Origin of the sequence: Kosakonia sp. H7A (assembly GCF_003028445.1) — a bacterium.
GTDB classification, from domain to species: domain Bacteria; phylum Pseudomonadota; class Gammaproteobacteria; order Enterobacterales; family Enterobacteriaceae; genus Kosakonia; species Kosakonia radicincitans.
The window spans coordinates 169190-187447 of sequence record NZ_PYTZ01000002.1 but is presented as its reverse complement, the minus strand read 5'-3'; the positions used below and the strand labels follow the sequence as shown (position 1 = coordinate 187447).

General features: G+C 53.6%; 16 protein-coding genes. 12 read left to right on the top strand and 4 right to left on the bottom strand.

Annotated elements, in window-relative coordinates; all coding sequences use genetic code 11:
* Positions 1-174 precede the first annotated feature (174 nt).
* From CWM66_RS08875 to yejF, 9 genes are all read left to right on the top strand, one after another.
* The gene (locus CWM66_RS08875) at positions 175-1641 is read left to right on the top strand and encodes a mannitol dehydrogenase family protein (RefSeq protein WP_107146553.1); all 1467 of its coding nucleotides are present in this window, start codon (positions 175-177) and stop codon (positions 1639-1641) included.
* 117 nt (positions 1642-1758) lie between these two features.
* On the top strand, positions 1759-2745 hold the full coding sequence (locus CWM66_RS08870) for a GTP-binding protein (protein WP_071921087.1): 987 nt from the start codon (positions 1759-1761) through the stop codon (positions 2743-2745).
* A 34-nt stretch (positions 2746-2779) separates the two neighbouring features.
* Entirely contained in the window at positions 2780-3481 is a 702-nt protein-coding gene (locus CWM66_RS08865; RefSeq protein ID WP_007371152.1) for a phosphatase PAP2 family protein, read from the top strand.
* A gap of 422 nt (positions 3482-3903) precedes the next feature.
* Positions 3904-4467 carry a bifunctional murein DD-endopeptidase/murein LD-carboxypeptidase gene (mepS, locus tag CWM66_RS08860; protein WP_007371151.1) on the top strand — a complete coding sequence of 188 codons (564 nt, stop codon included), beginning with the start codon at positions 3904-3906 and terminating at the stop codon, positions 4465-4467.
* Positions 4468-4627: 160 nt separating this feature from the next.
* Positions 4628-6184: a cyclic di-GMP phosphodiesterase gene (locus CWM66_RS08855; RefSeq protein WP_107146552.1), complete on the top strand. Its 1557-nt coding sequence runs from the start codon at positions 4628-4630 to the stop codon at positions 6182-6184.
* 95 nt (positions 6185-6279) lie between these two features.
* The gene (locus CWM66_RS08850) at positions 6280-8088 is read left to right on the top strand and encodes an extracellular solute-binding protein (protein ID WP_071921089.1); all 1809 of its coding nucleotides are present in this window, start codon (positions 6280-6282) and stop codon (positions 8086-8088) included.
* Between the two features lie 9 nt (positions 8089-8097).
* Positions 8098-9198: a microcin C ABC transporter permease YejB gene (locus CWM66_RS08845; protein WP_079517637.1), complete on the top strand. Its 1101-nt coding sequence runs from the start codon at positions 8098-8100 to the stop codon at positions 9196-9198.
* On the top strand, positions 9198-10223 hold the full coding sequence (locus tag CWM66_RS08840; RefSeq protein WP_107146551.1) for a microcin C ABC transporter permease: 1026 nt from the start codon (positions 9198-9200) through the stop codon (positions 10221-10223). The genes CWM66_RS08845 and CWM66_RS08840 overlap by 1 nt, the downstream gene beginning before the upstream one ends.
* Positions 10224-10225: 2 nt before the next feature.
* Positions 10226-11815: a microcin C ABC transporter ATP-binding protein YejF gene (gene yejF, locus CWM66_RS08835; protein WP_107146550.1), complete on the top strand. Its 1590-nt coding sequence runs from the start codon at positions 10226-10228 to the stop codon at positions 11813-11815.
* Positions 11816-11818: 3 nt separating this feature from the next.
* Here yejF and CWM66_RS08830 read toward each other — a convergent pair whose 3' ends face one another.
* The 3 genes from CWM66_RS08830 to rsuA form a co-directional block, all read right to left on the bottom strand.
* On the bottom strand, positions 11819-12163 hold the full coding sequence (locus CWM66_RS08830) for a YejG family protein (protein WP_007371145.1): 345 nt from the start codon (positions 12161-12163) through the stop codon (positions 11819-11821).
* Positions 12164-12501: 338 nt separating this feature from the next.
* A complete protein-coding gene (locus CWM66_RS08820; RefSeq protein WP_035888835.1) occupies positions 12502-13695 on the bottom strand; it encodes a Bcr/CflA family multidrug efflux MFS transporter in 1194 nt (397 codons plus the stop codon).
* A gap of 15 nt (positions 13696-13710) precedes the next feature.
* Positions 13711-14418: a 16S rRNA pseudouridine(516) synthase RsuA gene (gene rsuA, locus CWM66_RS08815; RefSeq protein ID WP_007371143.1), complete on the bottom strand. Its 708-nt coding sequence runs from the start codon at positions 14416-14418 to the stop codon at positions 13711-13713.
* 148 nt (positions 14419-14566) lie between these two features.
* Here rsuA and CWM66_RS08810 point away from each other — a divergent pair, with 148 nt between their 5' ends.
* Both CWM66_RS08810 and rplY read left to right on the top strand, forming a co-directional pair.
* A complete protein-coding gene (locus tag CWM66_RS08810) occupies positions 14567-16327 on the top strand; it encodes a DEAD/DEAH box helicase (protein WP_107146549.1) in 1761 nt (586 codons plus the stop codon).
* A gap of 124 nt (positions 16328-16451) precedes the next feature.
* Positions 16452-16736, top strand: coding sequence for a 50S ribosomal protein L25 (gene rplY, locus CWM66_RS08805; protein WP_007371141.1), 285 nt, complete (start codon positions 16452-16454; stop codon positions 16734-16736).
* 140 nt (positions 16737-16876) lie between these two features.
* Here the strand turns inward: rplY and yejK are convergent, their stop codons facing one another.
* Positions 16877-17884 (bottom strand): nucleoid-associated protein YejK, encoded by a 1008-nt coding sequence (yejK, locus tag CWM66_RS08800; protein ID WP_007371140.1) that lies wholly within the window; start codon positions 17882-17884, stop codon positions 16877-16879.
* A gap of 132 nt (positions 17885-18016) precedes the next feature.
* Here yejK and CWM66_RS08795 point away from each other — a divergent pair, with 132 nt between their 5' ends.
* A complete protein-coding gene (locus tag CWM66_RS08795) occupies positions 18017-18244 on the top strand; it encodes a YejL family protein (RefSeq protein ID WP_007371139.1) in 228 nt (75 codons plus the stop codon).
* Positions 18245-18258 lie beyond the last annotated feature (14 nt).

Sequence of the window (18258 nt, the reverse complement as noted above, 5' to 3'; positions counted from 1 at the left end):
TACACATCATTGCATGACGACTACCATACATGTTTAGCTGGAAGGGTCAATTCCTCCCACAGCAATGATTGATCCAGCTCACATTCCCCGGATATTTAAGGCATACCAATTCTTTTTGCTGTCATATAACTTTACACTGCTGTTGTTAATTATTGGTTAATCAGGTGTATACAGATGAAGACTATTGCTTCCGCATTGCTTCCCGCCACGGTACAGCAACCTCAGCATGATCGCACACAGCTGCGCTCGCGAATTGTGCACTTCGGTTTTGGCGCATTTCATCGCGCGCATCAGGCGCTGTTAACCGACCGGGTGCTGAATACGCAGGGCGGTGACTGGGGGATTTGTGAAATCAGCTTATTCAGCGGTGATGTACTGATGTCGCAACTGCGCGAGCAGGATCATCTGTATACCGTGCTGGAGAAAGGCGCAACCAGCAACCAGCCGATTATTGTCGGCGCAGTCAATGAGTGTCTGAACGCAAAGCTCGATTCCCTGCCTGCCATCATTGAGAAATTTTGTGAGCCTCAGGTGGCGATTGTTTCGCTGACGATTACCGAAAAAGGCTACTGTATCGACCCGGCCAGCGGCCAGCTGGATCTGCACCAGCCACGTATTGAACATGACCTTCAACACCCGCACGAGCCGCATTCGGCGCCGGGCATTCTGGTTGAAGCGTTGTATCGTCGTCGTGAGCGCGGGTTGCCGCCATTTACTGTACTCCCCTGCGATAACATTCCCGACAACGGGCATATTGTGAAAAATGCGGTGTTGGGCATGGCAAACACCCGCTCACCGGAACTGGCGCACTGGATCGCGGAGAATGTCAGTTTCCCGGCGACAATGGTCGATCGCATTGTACCGGCAGCAACAGACGAATCGCTGGCGGAAATCAGCGATGTACTGGGCGTTTTCGACCCCTGCGCTATCAGCTGCGAGCCGTTTATTCAGTGGGTGATTGAAGATAATTTCGTCGCCGGGCGTCCGCAGTGGGAAGTCGCAGGCGTACAACTGGTGCAGGATGTGCAGCCGTGGGAACAGATGAAACTTCGTATGCTCAACGGCAGCCACTCTTTCCTTGCTTATCTGGGGTACCTGGCCGGTTTTGCGCATATTAATGACTGCATGCACGATGAAGCATTCCGCGAAGCAGCGCGTCGTCTGATGCTGGATGAGCAAGCGCCAACCTTGCGTATCACCGGTGTCGATCTGACAGCTTATGCTGACAGCCTGCTTGAACGCTTCGCTAACCCGGCGCTGAAACACCGCACCTGGCAAATCGCCATGGACGGTAGCCAAAAACTGCCGCAGCGCATACTGGACAGCGTTCGCGTCCATTTACAGCGGGAAAGTCGCTGGCCGCTGCTGGCACTGGGCATTGCTGGCTGGATGCGTTATGTCAGCGGCGTAGATGATGCCGGGCAGCCTATTGATATTCGCGATCCGCTGGCGGATAAAATTCACGCCATTGTCGAAACCAGTAACGAAACTGAGCGCGTGGCTTCGCTGCTGGCGCTGAAGGAGATATTCGGTAACGATCTGCCGCTTAATCCGTTGTTTGTCGATGCCGTTGGCGATGCATGGCAAAGCATTGCCGCCCATGGCGCTCACGGCGCGGTAAAACGCGTGCTCAGCGCTTAACAATTATTGCGATTTACGCGGATGGTTCGTGCTTTACACCGTCCGCGCCCTTCTCTTTTTTCATTTTTTTCTCCAGGATCACAAATTACCTACGTTTTATTGACGACTGGAGCTTTTGTGACCAAGACCAATCTCATTACCGGCTTTCTCGGAAGCGGCAAAACCACCTCTATTTTGCATCTGCTGGCGAATAAAGATCCGCAGGAGAAATGGGCAGTGCTGGTGAATGAATTTGGCGAAGTCGGTATCGACGGCGCATTGCTTGCCGACAGCGGCGCACTGCTTAAAGAGATCCCCGGTGGTTGCATGTGCTGCGTAAATGGTTTGCCGATGCAGGTGGGGCTGAACACCTTGCTGCGTCAGGGCAAGCCCGACCGTCTGTTAATTGAACCAACCGGGCTCGGCCACCCGAAACAGATCCTCAATATGCTGACGGACCCGGTCTATGAACCGTGGATTGACCTGCGCGCCACCCTCTGTTTGCTTGATCCACGCCAGTTGCTGGATGAGAAAGCACTTACTAATGATAACTTCCGCGATCAACTGGCGGCTGCCGACATCATTGTCGCCAATAAACAGGATCGCGCGACCATAGAGAGCCAGCAAGCACTGGAAGCATGGTGGTCCCGCTTCGGCGGCGATCGTCAGCGGATCAGCGTCACACAGGGCGCGATTGATGGCGCGTTGCTCGATCGCCCGCGCCGTAATCTGCGGGAACTCCCTTCCAGTGCTGCGCATGAGCATACGCACGGTGAGCGGAAAGGTCTTGCGGCGCTGAGCCTGCCAGCGCATCAACGCTGGCGTCGCAGTCTGAACAGCGGCCAGGGCCATCAGGCATGTGGCTGGATTTTTGATGAAGACACGGTGTTTGACACCATTGGCCTGCTTGAGTGGGTGCGCCATGCCCCAGTTGAGCGCGTCAAAGGCGTTATGCGCATACCGGAAGGCCTGCTGCGGGTGAATCGTCAGGGAGAGGATTTTCATCTCGAAACGCAGAATGTTGCGCCGCCGGATAGTCGAATCGAGCTAATTACCGCCTCAGAAGCGGACTGGAACACGCTTCAGTCCGCTTTGTTGAAGCTTCGTTTAAGTCAGGAGCACTAACGTTCCCCCTGTGTTTATTAAGAATCCTTAAGTAATGAAAACTCGTTTACCCTTGATTATTTTGCTGAACGCCATCGGGCTGGCGTTGTTTATGTGCTGGTATCTGCCTGTAAATCATGGTTTTTGGTTTCCGCTAGACTCGGCCATTTTCCACTTCTTCAACCGTGGGCTGGTAGAAAATCGTGCCTGGCTTTGGCTGGTGGCGCTAACCAATAACCGCGCGTTCGATGCCTGTTCGCTGGTCGCCATGGGCTGCCTGATGCTCTCGTTCTGGCTGCCAGCCGATCGCACCGGCCGTCGCCGTGTGGTAATCATTGGTTTGACCATGTTATTGATTGCTGTAGTGGTAAACCAGCTGGCGCAGCATCTGATGCCGGTACAACGCGCAAGCCCGTCCCTCTACTTTACCGATATTCACCGCGTCAGCGAGCTGCTCGATTTCCCGACCAAAGATGCCTCGAAGGATAGTTTCCCCGGTGACCACGGAATGATGTTGCTTATTTTCGCTGCGGTGATGTGGCGTTATTTCGGCAAAAAAGCATTTGGCATTGCCCTGATTATTTTTGTGGTTTTTGCCTTCCCACGCGTCATGATCGGTGCACACTGGTTTACAGATATTGCTGTTGGTTCGTTATCCGCCGTGCTGATTGGTCTGCCGTGGTGCCTGTTAACGCCGTTAAGCGATAAAATTATCGCTTTGTTCGATCGTTATTTGCCTGGAAATAACAAACTTTAAACAATCACCCAACATCAATAAATGTCATCCATTAGGGATCGTTTTCGATCCCTAATTCAAATCTGCCGCCTTTTCCCACTATTGTCATTTTCCTGTCATGGTAAACTGCATATGAATTAGCACATTGCGTGCTTTTTACACTGCACGGGTTAATATTTGAGCATTTCAGGAAATTCACTTTCTGTATCATAATTTCTTATAAAAAAATGCAGAAAAGCGCTCGCCATGCCCAGGATGTTCAGGTAACCTCGGTTCGTCTTGTCGCAAAGAGTGCTGTTATTCTCGTTGTGCGTTTTTTTGTGCGTTCTTCCACAAATCTATGCCGGAGTAATTGTCTCGATGCCTTCAGATAATTAATCTCGCTGCGTTGGCATTTTTATAACGATATTTATCGTTAAGGACTTCAAGGGAAAATAAGTAACATGGTCAAATCTCAGCCGATTTTGAGATATATCTTGCGGGCGATCCCTGCAATTGCAGTAGCGGTACTGCTCTCTGCTTGTTCTACAAATACCGCAAAGAACATGCATTCTGAGACGCTTGCTGTGGGTGAAGACAGTTCTTCACTGCAAACCTCTCAGGATGAATTTGAAAATATGGTTCGTAATCTGGACGTAAAAAGCCGCATTATGGATCAATATGCTGACTGGAAAGGCGTTCGCTACCGTCTCGGCGGCGACACCAAAAAAGGCATCGACTGTTCTGGTTTCGTGCAGCGCACCTTCCGTGAACAGTTTGGGTTAGAACTGCCGCGTTCCACATGGGAACAGCAGGAAACCGGTAAGTCCATCTCGCGCACCAGTTTGCGTACGGGCGATCTGGTTCTGTTCAGGGCGGGTTCAACGGGTCGACACGTTGGCATCTACATTGGCAATAACCAGTTTGTTCATGCTTCCACCAGTAACGGTGTGATGATTTCCAGCATGGATGAGCCTTACTGGAAGAAGCGCTACAACGAAGCGCGACGCATCCTGACACGCAGCTAATTGCTTAATGCCGGTTTACCCTTGAGCTGGCGATTAAGTCTAAAAACACTGCTCCGGCGGTGTTTTTTTATGCCTGTTGTATGCCATCCCCTTCTTTTCAAGTTATAGTCCAGCAACTGTTGCTCCCGCATCTCTGAACGCCTGGAATGGACCTGACACTATGTTCAGCCGTTATTTTTCCCTGAATCGCAAAATTATACTGATAAGCCTAATCGCGGGAGTACTCTCTGCATTGATTGTCGGTGGACTGCAATTGGGGCTGGAGCAGCATAAACGCGAAGATCGCTATACCGCATTAGTGAACAATATCCAGCACTGGCTCTCAGGCTATCTCCGTGAAATACGAACAACAGCAGAATCGCTGCAACCGTTCACGCTGAATGAGTGTCATGTCGTCGTCAGCGAGCTGACCTCCAGAGCCGCATTCACGATTAACGTGCGAGCGTTTCTGCTGGTAAAAGATCAACGAGCCTTTTGCTCATCGGCCACCGGCGAGATGAGTATGGCAATGAAAGATCTGGTACCGGATATCGACCTGACGAAAAACATGGATATGGTGTTACTGCCCGGCACACCGATGATGCCGAACAAACCCGCCATCGCCGTCTGGTTTCGCAGCCCGCTCCGGGAGAACCGCGGGGTGTTCACCACGCTGAATATCAATCTGACACCTTATATGCTCTATACCTCGCAACGCCCCGATCTGACCGGCGTGGCGCTGGGCATCGGCAATCGTGCCGTTTCTACCTTTTCACCCGGTTTAGTTGATCTGAGTACGATAACCCCGCCGCCGATACGAGCTACGCACATTGAAGGGTCGCCAATCACGTTTTATCTCTATGCAGAAAAGTGGCGATCAGAGGATATTCAATTCGCCGTGCTGCTTGGTGCCACTTTTGGCATACTTTTTGGCCTGCTGACAGCCTATATCCTGCAAAACAATCTCACCCCTGGCCGCGAGATCCTGACCGGTATCAAGCGCGATCAGTTCTATATTGTTTACCAGCCAGTGGTGGAAGCGAAAAATTTGCAGGTCACCGGCGTTGAAGTTCTGATGCGCTGGAAGCATCCAACGGCAGGTGAAATACCGCCGGATGCATTTATTCATTTTGCTGAAGCCCAGCAACTGATTGTGCCGTTAACGCAGCATCTGTTCCGTTTAATCGCCCACGATGCGCCGCGATTAAAGACATTGCTGCCCGAAGGCGCAAAACTGGGCATTAACATTGCCCCAGGTCACCTGCAAGATGAAACCTTTATGCAGGATATCCGCCAGCTATCACGTTCACTCCCCGCCCACCATTTCAGTATCGTACTGGAGATCACCGAGCGGGATATGTTGCGTTTTAACGAAGTGACTGCGCGGTTTGAGCAGCTTCGGGAAGAGGGCTACGAAACCGCTATTGATGATTTCGGCACCGGCCACAGCGCGCTGATTTATCTGGAACGTTTCACGCTGGACTACCTGAAAATCGACCGTGGCTTCGTCAATGCCATTGGCACAGAAACCGTGACGTCGCCCGTGCTTGATGCCGTGCTGACGCTGGCAAAAAAGCTGAATATGCTGACCGTCGCCGAAGGTGTTGAAACGCCAGAGCAAGCCCGATGGCTGCGCGAACATGGCGTTCATTATATGCAGGGCTACTATTTTAGCCGTCCGATGACGCTGCAACAGTTTACCGAATGGCAGCCGCCGCCATTTTCCGCCCTGCTATAGGCGCGAATTATTTCACAACCTGCCGGGCCTCCCTTATTATTCAATGATTAGAGGTTAAGGCGCCTGCTGCGCCGCCGTTCACAGGAACACAGCGAATGAAGTTTTTGCGTATTTCAGCTTTCGTGCTGGCGTTTGCCGCTCTGGCTTGTCAGGCCCAGACCATTAAAGAGAGCGACTCATTTGCCGTGATCGGCGAGCCTAAATACGCCATCAACTTTACCCATTTTGACTACGTGAATCCTGCCGCACCGAAAGGCGGTAATGCAACGCTGTCGGTGATTGGCACCTTCGATAACTTCAACCGTTTTGCCATGCGGGGCAACGCCGCAGTCCGAACTGAATCACTGTACGATGCCCTGTTTACCACCTCCGATGATGAACCCGGCAGTTACTACCCGCTGGTCGCAGAAATGGCCCGCTATGCGGACGATTTCTCCTGGATGGAGGTTTCGCTGAACCCCCGCGCAACATTTCACGACGGTTCTCCCATCCGCGCCAGCGATGTGGCTTTTACCTTTCAAAAATTTATGACGGAAGGCGTGCCGCAATTTCGCCTGGTCTACAAGGGAACGACGGTGAAAGCGATTTCGCCGTTGACCGTACGCATTGTGCTGGCGAAACCGAGTAAAGAGAGCATGCTTAGCCTGCTGACGCTGCCAGTAATGCCGGAAAAATTCTGGAAAGATCACCGGCTGGATGAACCACTCTCGCGCCCTCCGCTGGGCAGCGGTCCTTATCGCATCAGCGCCTGGCGCATGGGGCAGTACATTACTTATAGTCGGGTCAAAGACTACTGGGGCGCGAATCTGCCGGTTAACCGCGGACGCTGGAATTTCGACGCGATCCGTTACGATTACTACCTCGACGATAATGTCGCGTTCGAAGCCTTTAAGGCGGGCGCATTCGATATGCGCAGCGAAAGTGATGCCAAAAACTGGGCCACGCGCTATACCGGCAGCAACTTCAGCCATGGTTATATTGTTAAAGATGAACAACCGAACGCATCAGCGCAGGATACTCGCTGGCTGGCGTTTAATATTCAGCGGCCGATTTTCAGCGATCGCCGCGTCCGCGAAGCCATCTCGCTGGCTTTTGATTTTGAATGGATGAACAAGGCGCTGTTTTACGGCGCCTACAGCCGCGCTAACAGCTATTTCCAGAACACTGAATACGCCGCGCGCGCTTATCCCGATGCGGACGAATTAGTCCTGCTGGCGCCGCTGAAATCACAAGTACCGCCGGAAGTTTTCACTTCCGTTTACACACCGGCAAAATCCGATGGCAGCGGTTATGACAGGGCTAATCTGCTCAAAGCCGATAAACTGCTGACGGAAGCGGGCTGGGTGCTGAAAAATCAGCGGCGAGTGAATGCGCAAACCGGCCAGCCTTTCACCTTTGAGCTGCTGCTGCCTTCCGGCGGCGATACCTTGTGGGTTCTCCCGTTCCAGCACAGCCTTGCACGCCTGGGCATCGATATGGAGGTGCGCCAGGTTGATAACTCGCAGGCCACCAGCCGCCTGCGCAGCCGCGATTACGATATGATGCCGCGCCTGTGGCGGGCGCAATTGTGGCCGAGTGAGGATCTGCAGATTGCCTGGAGCTCGCAATACATTGACTCTTCATATAACGCGCCCGGCGTCAAAAACCCGGCGGTGGATAATCTGATCGCGCAGATCGCGCACTGGCAGGGCAATAAGGAGAAACTGTTGCCGCTTGGTCGCGCACTGGATCGCGTGCTGACCTGGAATTACTACATGCTGCCAATGTGGTATATGTCGGCCGATCGCATCGCCTGGTGGGATAAATTCTCAATGCCTGGCGTTCGCCCGCTCTACTCACTGGGTTTTGACACCTGGTGGTATGACGTAAATAAAGCGGCAAAATTGCCCGCAGCCAGACGTTAAGGAGATCGGATGGGCACCTATATCATTCGCCGCTTATTGCTGATAATTCCCACTCTCTGGGCCATTATCACCATTAACTTTTTCATCGTGCAGATTGCCCCCGGCGGCCCTGTCGATCAGGCTATTGCCGCCATTGAGTTTGGCGATCATAGCGCATTGCCCGGTAGCGGCGCAGGCGGTATGGGCGCAACCCATGCGCGAACCGGCGTGGGCGATGTTCTCAGTAACAACAGCCACTATCGCGGCGGGCGCGGCCTCGATCCGCAAGTCATCGAAGAGATCAAAAAGCGCTATGGTTTTGATAAGCCGCTGTACCAGCGCTATTTCAAAATGCTGTGGGACTATATACGCTTCGACTTCGGTGACAGCCTGTTTCGCAGCGCCTCAGTGCTGCAATTGATCAAAGATAGCCTGCCGGTTTCTATCTCTGTCAGCCTGTGGGCAATGCTTATCGTCTATCTGGTGTCGATACCGCTCGGCATTCGCAAAGCGGTCTACAACGGCAGTCGTTTCGACATCTGGAGCAGCGCGGTCATTATCGTTGGCTACTCAATCCCCTCTTTCCTGTTCGCGATCCTGCTGATTATCTTTTTTTCCGGCGGCAGCTATTACGACATTTTCCCGCTTCGCGGACTGGTCTCGACAAATTTCGACACGCTGCCCTGGTATCAAAAAATCACCGACTACCTGTGGCATATCACTCTGCCGGTACTGGCTTCGGTGATTGGCGGATTAGCCGCGCTGACGATGCTGACCAAGAACTCCTTTCTGGATGAGATCCGCAAACAGTATGTGGTTACTGCTCGCGCCAAAGGCGTCAGCGAGCGCAATATCATGCGCAAACATGTGTTCCGCAACGCCATGCTGCTGGTGATTGCCGGTTTTCCTGCCACCTTTATCAGCATGTTTTTTACCGGTTCACTATTGATTGAAGTGATTTTTTCGCTTAACGGTCTTGGCCTGCTGGGCTATGAAGCCACGCTCTCGCGGGATTACCCGGTTATGTTTGGCACACTCTATATTTTCTCTCTGATCGGCCTGCTGCTGAATATCCTCAGTGATATCACTTATACGCTGGTGGATCCGCGAATCGATTTCGAGGGACGCTGATGTTTCAACTTAGCTATGTCAACCAGATGCGCTGGGAGCGCTTTCGCTATAACCGGCGCGGCTACTGGTCGCTATGGATCTTTTTAACCATTTTTATTCTCAGCCTGTTTGCCGAGTTGGTGGCGAATGACCGACCACTGCTGGTGCGTTATGAAGGGCACTGGTATGTCCCACTGGTTAAAAATTACAGTGAAAGCGATTTTGGCGGCCCGCTGGCCACGGCAGCAGATTATCAGGATCCGTGGCTGAAAAAGCAGCTTGAAGAGCACGGCTGGGCGTTGTGGGCGCCGGTGCGATTCGGCGCGCGCAGCATTAACTACGACACCGCTACGCCCTTTCCCTCACCGCCTTCAGCACAGAACTGGCTTGGCACCGATGCAAATGGCGGCGACGTTCTGGCGCGGATCCTCTACGGTACGCGAATTTCGCTGCTGTTCGGCCTGATGTTGACCTTTTGTACCAGTGTGATTGGCATCATGGCTGGCGCATTACAAGGCTATTACGGCGGTAAAATCGACCTGCTTGGACAACGTTTTATTGAAGTCTGGTCAGGTCTGCCAACGCTATTTTTAATTATTTTGCTCTCCAGCGTGATCCAGCCAGGCTTCTGGTGGCTGTTGGGTATCACTGTGCTGTTCGGCTGGATGACGCTGGTCAGCGTGGTTCGCGCTGAATTCCTGCGCACACGTAACTTTGACTATATCCGTGCCGCTCAGGCGCTGGGGGTTAGCGATCGCGCGATTATGCTGCGCCATATGTTGCCTAATGCGATGGTCGCCACCCTGACGCTGCTGCCGTTCGTGCTTTGCGGCTCAGTGGGAACGCTGACTTCGCTGGATTTCCTCGGCTTTGGTTTGCCGCTTGGCTCGCCGTCGCTGGGTGAGTTGCTGTTACAGGGGAAAAATAACTTACAGGCGCCGTGGCTGGGGATTGCCGCGTTCGTCTCCACCGCCCTGCTACTTTCGCTGCTGATTTTTATCGGCGAAGCGGTGCGCGACGCATTTGATCCGAATAAGGCGGTGTAATCATGGCCACTCCCCTGCTCTCTATCGATTCCCTCTCTATTGCTTTTCGTCAGCAGCAGACGTTACGCACCGTCGTCAGCGATCTCTCCTTGCGTATCGAAGCCGGTGAAACGCTGGCGCTGGTGGGTGAATCCGGTTCCGGCAAAAGCGTCAGTGCACTGTCGATCCTGCGCCTGCTGCCCTCGCCGCCGGTGGTTTATCCTGCTGGCGAAATTTTGTTCCACGGCGAGTCGCTGCTGCATGCCAGTGAACGCACGCTACGCGGTGTGCGCGGCAACACCATCGCCATGATTTTCCAGGAACCCATGGTGTCGCTTAACCCGCTACACACGCTGGAAAAACAGCTTTATGAGGTGTTATCGCTGCACAGAGGAATGCGTCGTGAAGCCGCGCGCGCGGAGATCCTTGATTGTCTGGATCGAGTAGGAATACGAAACGCACGCCAGCGTTTAGGGGATTTCCCACATCAATTTTCCGGCGGCGAACGCCAGCGCGTGATGATCGCCATGGCGCTGTTGACGCGCCCGGAGCTGCTGATTGCTGACGAACCCACCACCGCGCTGGATGTTACCGTGCAGGCGCAAATTCTGAAACTGCTGCGCGAACTGCGCGATGAGTTGAATATGGGGCTGCTATTTATCACCCATGATTTAGGCATCGTGCGCAAGCTGGCAGACAACGTTTCTGTGATGCAAAACGGTCGCTGCGTCGAGCAAAACAGCGCTCAGGCGTTGTTCAGCGCGCCAGCGCATCCCTACACCCAGCGGTTGCTCAACAGCGAGCCATCAGGCGATCCCGTTCCGCTCCCTGACGATGCGCCGCCGTTACTGGAAGTACAAAATCTCGGTGTCAGCTTCCCGGTGCATAAAGGGATTTTTAAGCGTGTGATCGCGCATAATCAGGTGGTGCGTAATATCAACTTTTCTCTGCGGGCGGGTGAAACGCTGGGGCTGGTAGGCGAATCGGGGTCCGGTAAAAGCACAACCGGGCTTGCGCTGCTGCGTCTGGTGGCTTCGCAGGGCACGATTTTTTTTGATGGGAAGCCGTTGCATCTCTGGAATCGTCAGCAGATGCTGCCGGTGCGTCATCGCATCCAGGTGGTGTTTCAGGATCCCAATTCCGCGCTCAATCCTCGTCTCAACGCACAGCAAATTATCGAAGAGGGCTTGCGGGTGCATCACCCCGCGTTAACGCGCAGTGCCCGCGAGCAGCGGGTGATTGAAGTGATGCAGGAAGTGGGCCTGGATCCCGAAACACGGCGGCGTTTTCCCGGCGAGTTTTCCGGCGGCCAGCGCCAGCGCATTGCGATTGCCCGTGCGCTGATCCTGAAGCCGGAACTGATCATTCTGGATGAACCCACCTCATCGCTGGATCGCACCGTGCAGGCGCAGATTCTTACATTGCTTAAGTCTTTACAGCAAACGCACCGGCTGGCGTATATCTTCATCAGCCACGATTTGCAGGTGATCCGCGCGTTATGTCATCAGGTCATTGTGCTGAAACAGGGTGAAGTCGTTGAGCAGGGTGAATGTCAGCGTATTTTTAGCGCGCCGGAACAGGCATATACACGTCAGCTGTTGTCATTACGCTGACGTTCAGAACGGGTTTTGGCGGGAGAATGGCTCGGCGATGGCAACGCCAAAGTTTTTCAGGCGGCAGGTCGCGGCGAACTCATCCTGGCAGTTGACGAACAGGCACGGCTCCCCTTCGCACTCCAGAACGGAACAATCCACTTCAATATCACTCAACGCCTGGCTGAGCTTGTGCATCACCGGCCAGGCATTATCACCATCCGGACTGAGCAGTTTTAAGGCGACAAGGCTGTCTTCCGCAGACTGACCATTTTGCGGAATCGGTTCAACTTTTGCGCCTGCAAAACCATCCAGCCAGCGATAAGACTGGGGCAGACGATGGATGATGGAGAGCTGTAATGTATTCACTTTCTTTCCCCAGAAGTACTTACACTTCACAAATATTTCACATCTAGATTAACACAATATTGACAATTCATCTTGTCAACTACGCAGAAAAGGTCACATCCCGCGCAGCGTATGGGCTGGCTGCTCATTTATCTGGGTTTTAATGGGTAAGCAACGGACCGTGTTTCGCGCTATATGTACCCGTTTCTGCGATCTAACTCAACCTTTTTCACTACAATGATGTGACTTTTTACACTAATTGATTTTACATAAAATAAACAAATGCGGGCGAATGTATGTCGTTTCTGGTTGACATGCATCAAAAAAGGGAACGTTTTCACGCTCCCTTTGGTGAGGATTCAGGCAGGTTTCTTTGAACGGCTGGCGTAGAGGTAAAAGAGGATTGAGCTGGTCGCACAAAAGGTGATCGACCAGATCATTGGCCAGGCGGTGTTAAAGGTCGCCATCGACAACAACGCGCCGACAATCGCGCCGATGCCGAAACGGAACGTGCCCGCCAGCGACGAGGCCGTTCCTGCCATATGCGGGAATTCATCAAGAATTACGGCCATCGCATTGGATGCCACCAGCGATACGCAGCCGACAAATGCCGCCACGCCGAGCACCAGCGACCAGAAGCCCACACCCAACAAGGCTGTCATTACCATCCAGATAGCCATCGCGAACTGGATCCACAACCCACTACGGAACATGTTCAGCGCGCCGACACGACGCACAAAACGGCCGTTGATAATCGTCATGATAAACAGGAACACAATATTCAGCGCAAAGTAATAACCAAAATTCTGCGGTGAAACGTGGTTGATTTGGATATAGACGAACGGCCCGGCGCTGAGAAAGGAGAACATTCCGGCAAAGCTGAAGCCGCTCGCCAGCATATAGCTCAGCACACGTTTGTGGCGAAACAGCGAAGCAAAGTTGACGATGGTGGTGCGCAGGTGAAACTTATGCCGTTTCTCAACGGGCAGCGTTTCGGGGATAAAGAGCATAATCATCACCGACGCCAGCAGCGCGGCAATCGCCAGGATCCAGAAAATAGCATGCCAGCTAAACCAGACCAGCACCGCGCCGCCGACCATTGGTGCCAGCAATGGCGCAATAGTGGTGACCAGCATGACAAACGACATCATGCGCGAGAACTCCTCACGCGGGTAGATATCGCGCATCAGGGCGTTGATCACCACGCTCGATGCCGCTGCCGCCAGACCGTGGAAAAAGCGCATGGTGATCAGTTGATCGATGCTCTGCGCCAGCGCGCAAGCGACAGCCGCGGCGGCAAAGATCAGCGTACCGCCAAGAATAACCGGCTTACGCCCGATGCTGTCGGCCATCGGCCCGTACAGCAACTGCCCCACCGCAAACCCCAGAATATAGGTGCTGAGGGTCATCTGCGCGCTGCCCGCCGGGACGCCAAACTGCTCGGCGATCACCGGCAGTGCCGGCAGATACATATCAATGGATAACGGCATCAGCATGGCCAACAGGCCAAGAATGAACACTATACTCAGTGAAGAGTGTGGCCTGCTGGTCACGGAGATCTCCTGAAATTAACGAAAAGGCATGCCAACGCTGGCGATTTCATCTTCTGTCAGCGGCCGATACTCGCCGGGAGCCAGATCCTCATCCAGCGCAATCGCGCCGATCCGCTCGCGGTGCAGCGCGACGACATGGTTACCGACAGCCGCAAACATGCGTTTCACCTGATGATAGCGGCCTTCGCTGATGGTCAGGCGCACCTGCGTCGGGGTGATCACTTCCAGCTCTGCGGGTTTGGTGAGATCTTTCTCGTTATGCAACTGGATGCCATGAGCAAACTGCGCGGCGGTATCTTCGCTGACCGGAGACTCGAGCGTCACCAGATAGGTTTTTTCGCAGTGATGGCGCGGCGAAGTAATGCGGTGCGACCATTGACCATCATCGGTCATCAGCACCAACCCGGTAGTGTCGATATCCAGACGCCCCGCGGCATGCAGCTTGTGGGCAACCGGTTCATCAAGAAAATAGAGCACGGTGGGATGATCCGGATCGTCGGTAGAACAGACGTAACCTTCCGGTTTATGCAGCATAAAATAGCGCGGGCCATTCTGCTGAACCAAGGTGTTGCCCTCGTATTCAACCTCGTGCTCAGGTTGCAGTTTAAAGGCTGTATCTCTGACGATGTCGCCATCGACGGTAACACGGCTGGCGCGGATTTCACGCCCGGCAATCGCCCGGCTGACGCTAAGCTGCTGAGCGATAAACTTATCAAGTCGCATGAATTTTTCTGGCCTGTATGGTGCTGGGTGCGGGCAAAACGCCCACAAGAAGAAATGAGTACCCTGACAGTATAACGAGCATCACAAACCGCTCAAAGGAAAGATTCGTGGCATACTGTGCAGTGTCACCCTGCAACCCATCGAGACCATGACTTTTACGCTACGCCCTTATCAACGTGAAGCGGTGGATGCCACCCTCGCCCATTTTCGCAAACATGCTGAACCCGCCGTGATTGTGCTGCCTACCGGCGCAGGAAAAAGCCTGGTGATCGCTGAACTGGCACGGCTCGCTCGTGGCCGTGTACTGGTGCTGGCACACGTCAAAGAACTGGTGGCGCAGAATCATGCGAAATATGTGGCGCTGGGGCTGGAAGCCGATATTTTCGCCGCCGGGTTGAAGCGTAAGCAGAGCCACGGAAAAGTGGTGTTCGGCAGCGTACAGTCGGTGGCGCGCAACCTGGAGCAGTTTCAGAGCGAGTTTTCCCTGCTGGTGGTCGACGAGTGTCATCGTATCAGCGACGATGACGACAGCCAGTACCAGCAAATCCTCAGCCATTTGCGCGAAGTGAACCCTCACGTGCGTTTGCTTGGCCTTACCGCCACGCCTTTTCGGCTGGGAAAAGGCTGGATTTACCGCTTTCACTATCACGGCATGGTGCGCGGCGACGAAAAAGCGCTGTTCCGCGACTGCATTTATGAGCTGCCGCTGCGTTATATGATCAAGCACGGCTATTTAACACCGCCGGAACGGCTGGATATGCCGGTCGTGCAGTACGATTTCAGCCGCTTACAGGCGAAAAGTAATGGGCTGTTCAGCGAGACCGATCTTAACCGCGAACTGAAAAAGCAGCAGCGCATTACCCCGCATATCATCAGCCAGATTATTGAATTCGCGCAAACGCGCAAAGGGGTGATGATTTTTGCGGCGACCGTCGAGCATGCGCGGGAGATTACCGGCCTGTTACCCGCAAACGATGCGGCGCTCATCACTGGTGAAACGCCAGGCCCGCAACGCGATGCGCTGATTGAGGCATTCAAAAATCAGCAGTTCCGTTACCTGGTTAACGTGGCGGTGCTGACCACCGGTTTCGATGCGCCGCATGTTGATTTAATTGCCATTTTACGACCAACGGAATCCGTCAGCCTGTATCAGCAAATTGTCGGACGCGGCCTGCGACTTGCACCCGGTAAAACCGACTGTCTGATCCTTGATTATGCCGGGAACCCTCACGATCTCTATGCGCCGGAAATTGGTGCGCCGAAAGGCAAAAGCGATAATGTCCCGGTGCAGGTTTTCTGCCCCGGCTGCGGCTTTGCCAATACCTTCTGGGGAAAAACCACCGCCGACGGCACGCTGATTGAACACTTTGGTCGCCGCTGCCAGGGCTGGCTGGAAGATGATGAAGGTAACCGCGAGCAATGTGATTACCGTTTTCGCTTTAAAAACTGCCCGCAGTGCAATGCGGAAAACGATATCGCGGCCCGCCGCTGCCGCGCCTGCGATACCGTGCTTGTCGATCCGGACGATATGCTGAAAGCAGCGCTGAAGTTAAAAGATGCGCTGGTGCTGCGCTGTAGCGGCATGACGTTGCAACACGGTGCCGATGAGAAAGGCGAATGGCTAAAAATCACCTATTACGATGAAGATGGCGCCGATGTCAGCGAGCGCTTCCGTCTGCAGACACCTGCCCAGCGAACCGCTTTCGAACAGCTGTTTATCCGCCCGCATACGCGCACGCCCGGCGTGCCACTGCGCTGGATTGTCGCCGCCGATATCGTGACGCAACAGGCGCTGTTGCGTCATCCCGATTTTGTGGTCGCCCGCATGAAAGGGCAGTACTGGCAGGTGCGGGAAAAGGTGTTTGATTATGAGGGTCGCTTCCGGCGGGCGCATGAATTGCGCGGGTAAACGTACTTTTGATTGATGTATCGAACGTTCGAGGATAGAATACCGCCCGCTTTTGCATCCGCAAAGCCGATCATCTGCCTGTTGCTGGGTCGCCTGTAACAGGATTTATTTAAGAGAGATTTAAATGTTTACTATTAACGCAGAAGTACGTAAAGAGCAGGGTAAGGGTGCGAGCCGCCGCCTGCGCGCAGCGAACAAGTTCCCGGCAATCATCTACGGTGGAACTGAAGCGCCGATCGCTATCGAACTGGATCACGACAAACTGTGGAACATGCAGGCGAAAGCTGAATTCTACAGCGACGTTCTGACCATTGCAGTTGATGGCAAAGAAGTAAAAGTAAAAGTTCAGGCTGTACAGCGTCACGCGTTCAAAGTACGCCTGACTCACATCGACTTCGTTCGCGCTTAATCGCCGACAAGTTGAAGAAAACCCCGCTCCGGCGGGGTTTTTTTATGCCTTATCAACGTCGATACGCGGCTCGCTGAGTCATATGGCGGCTCACGTCGTGCGTAAAAGAAAACCTGCCCAAATGAGCAGGTTTCAGAGGATTACTTCCCACCCGTGAATCGGCGTTGCAGTTGATCGCGCAGATTCGGCGGCGTGCCTTTGATGGTCAGCGTATCCGTAGCCGGATCCCAGAAAATACGTTCGCCCAGCAGCAAAGCATCAAAGTTGATCGTCAGACCACCGCCGCTGCCCGCAAATTTGGTCAGCTGTCGCAGGGTACTGCGATCCGCCGGGAAACTCTCTTCCAGCTCGTAGCCCTGGCCTGCGGTAAACTCTTCGAAGCTTACTTCGCTGACGCCCGCCAGCTCTTTAGAGAGCGATGCCAGTTCAATCTCTTCGCCCGCCTGCAACTGCTCATTGCAGTAGGTATAAACCTGCTGGCGCACGGTCTGGCGTTCTGATTTATCCAGTTCGGCCTGCGCGGTGAAGTCGTCTACCGCCTGCAACAGACCGCGGTTTTGCGCTTTCGCGTTCAACCCTTCGCTGGCGCCGAGGAAATCCATAAAGAAGTCTGCGACTTTGCGCCCTACTCGCCCTTTCAGGAAGGTCAGATAGCGGGTTGATTCCGGATTAGTTTCCCACTCGGTTAAATCAATGCGCGCCACAATATCGGCATGATTAATATCGAGATAATGCGTCGAGCTGATGTCGAGATTTTCATTGACGCGCATGCTGCTTAAGTTGTTCAGCACCGCCACCAGCAGATACTCCACCGCCAGGTAGCGGTAGTGGCAAAACAGCACAATACCGCCATCAGCAAACGGATATTTCGCCAGTTCATCACGTAAGCGCCCGGTTGCCGCGCGGCTGAAAGCAAGGAACTCTTCCTCGCCCTGACGCTGAAGACGCAGCGCCTGCGCCAGTTCGCTCTCTTCGTTAAACAGACCGTAGGCTTTATTTTTGGCGCTGTATACCCGATGCAGTTCCGCCATCATCTCTTCGACAGGTGCGGTCGGTTCCAGCAAAGAATCGCGCAGCACCAGTTCAAGGGTTTGCTCATCGCGCTTGATAAGCTGGTGCAGGGCAATCTGGTTGATGTCCAGACTCATGATAAACTCTCCTTTTAGACGGCGGTATTCAACCACCACCAACGCAACTGTGCAACTGCTGATAAAAAAGCAGAAAAAAAGCGATTGCTACGGTAATATGTTGCCCTTTCATGAGTAAACAGATTCCGATTTATGCCACAAATCTCCCGCTACAGTGATGAACACGTTGAACAGCTGCTCAGTGAGCTGGCAAACGTGCTGGAAAAACACAAAGCCCCGACCGATCTCTCCCTGATGGTGCTGGGCAATATGGTGACGAACCTGATCAACACCAGCGTCGCCCCTGCACAACGTCAGGCGATCGCGAAATCGTTCGCTCAGGCTTTACAATCGTCAATTGGCGACGACAAAGCGCATTAAGGGAAATATCGACA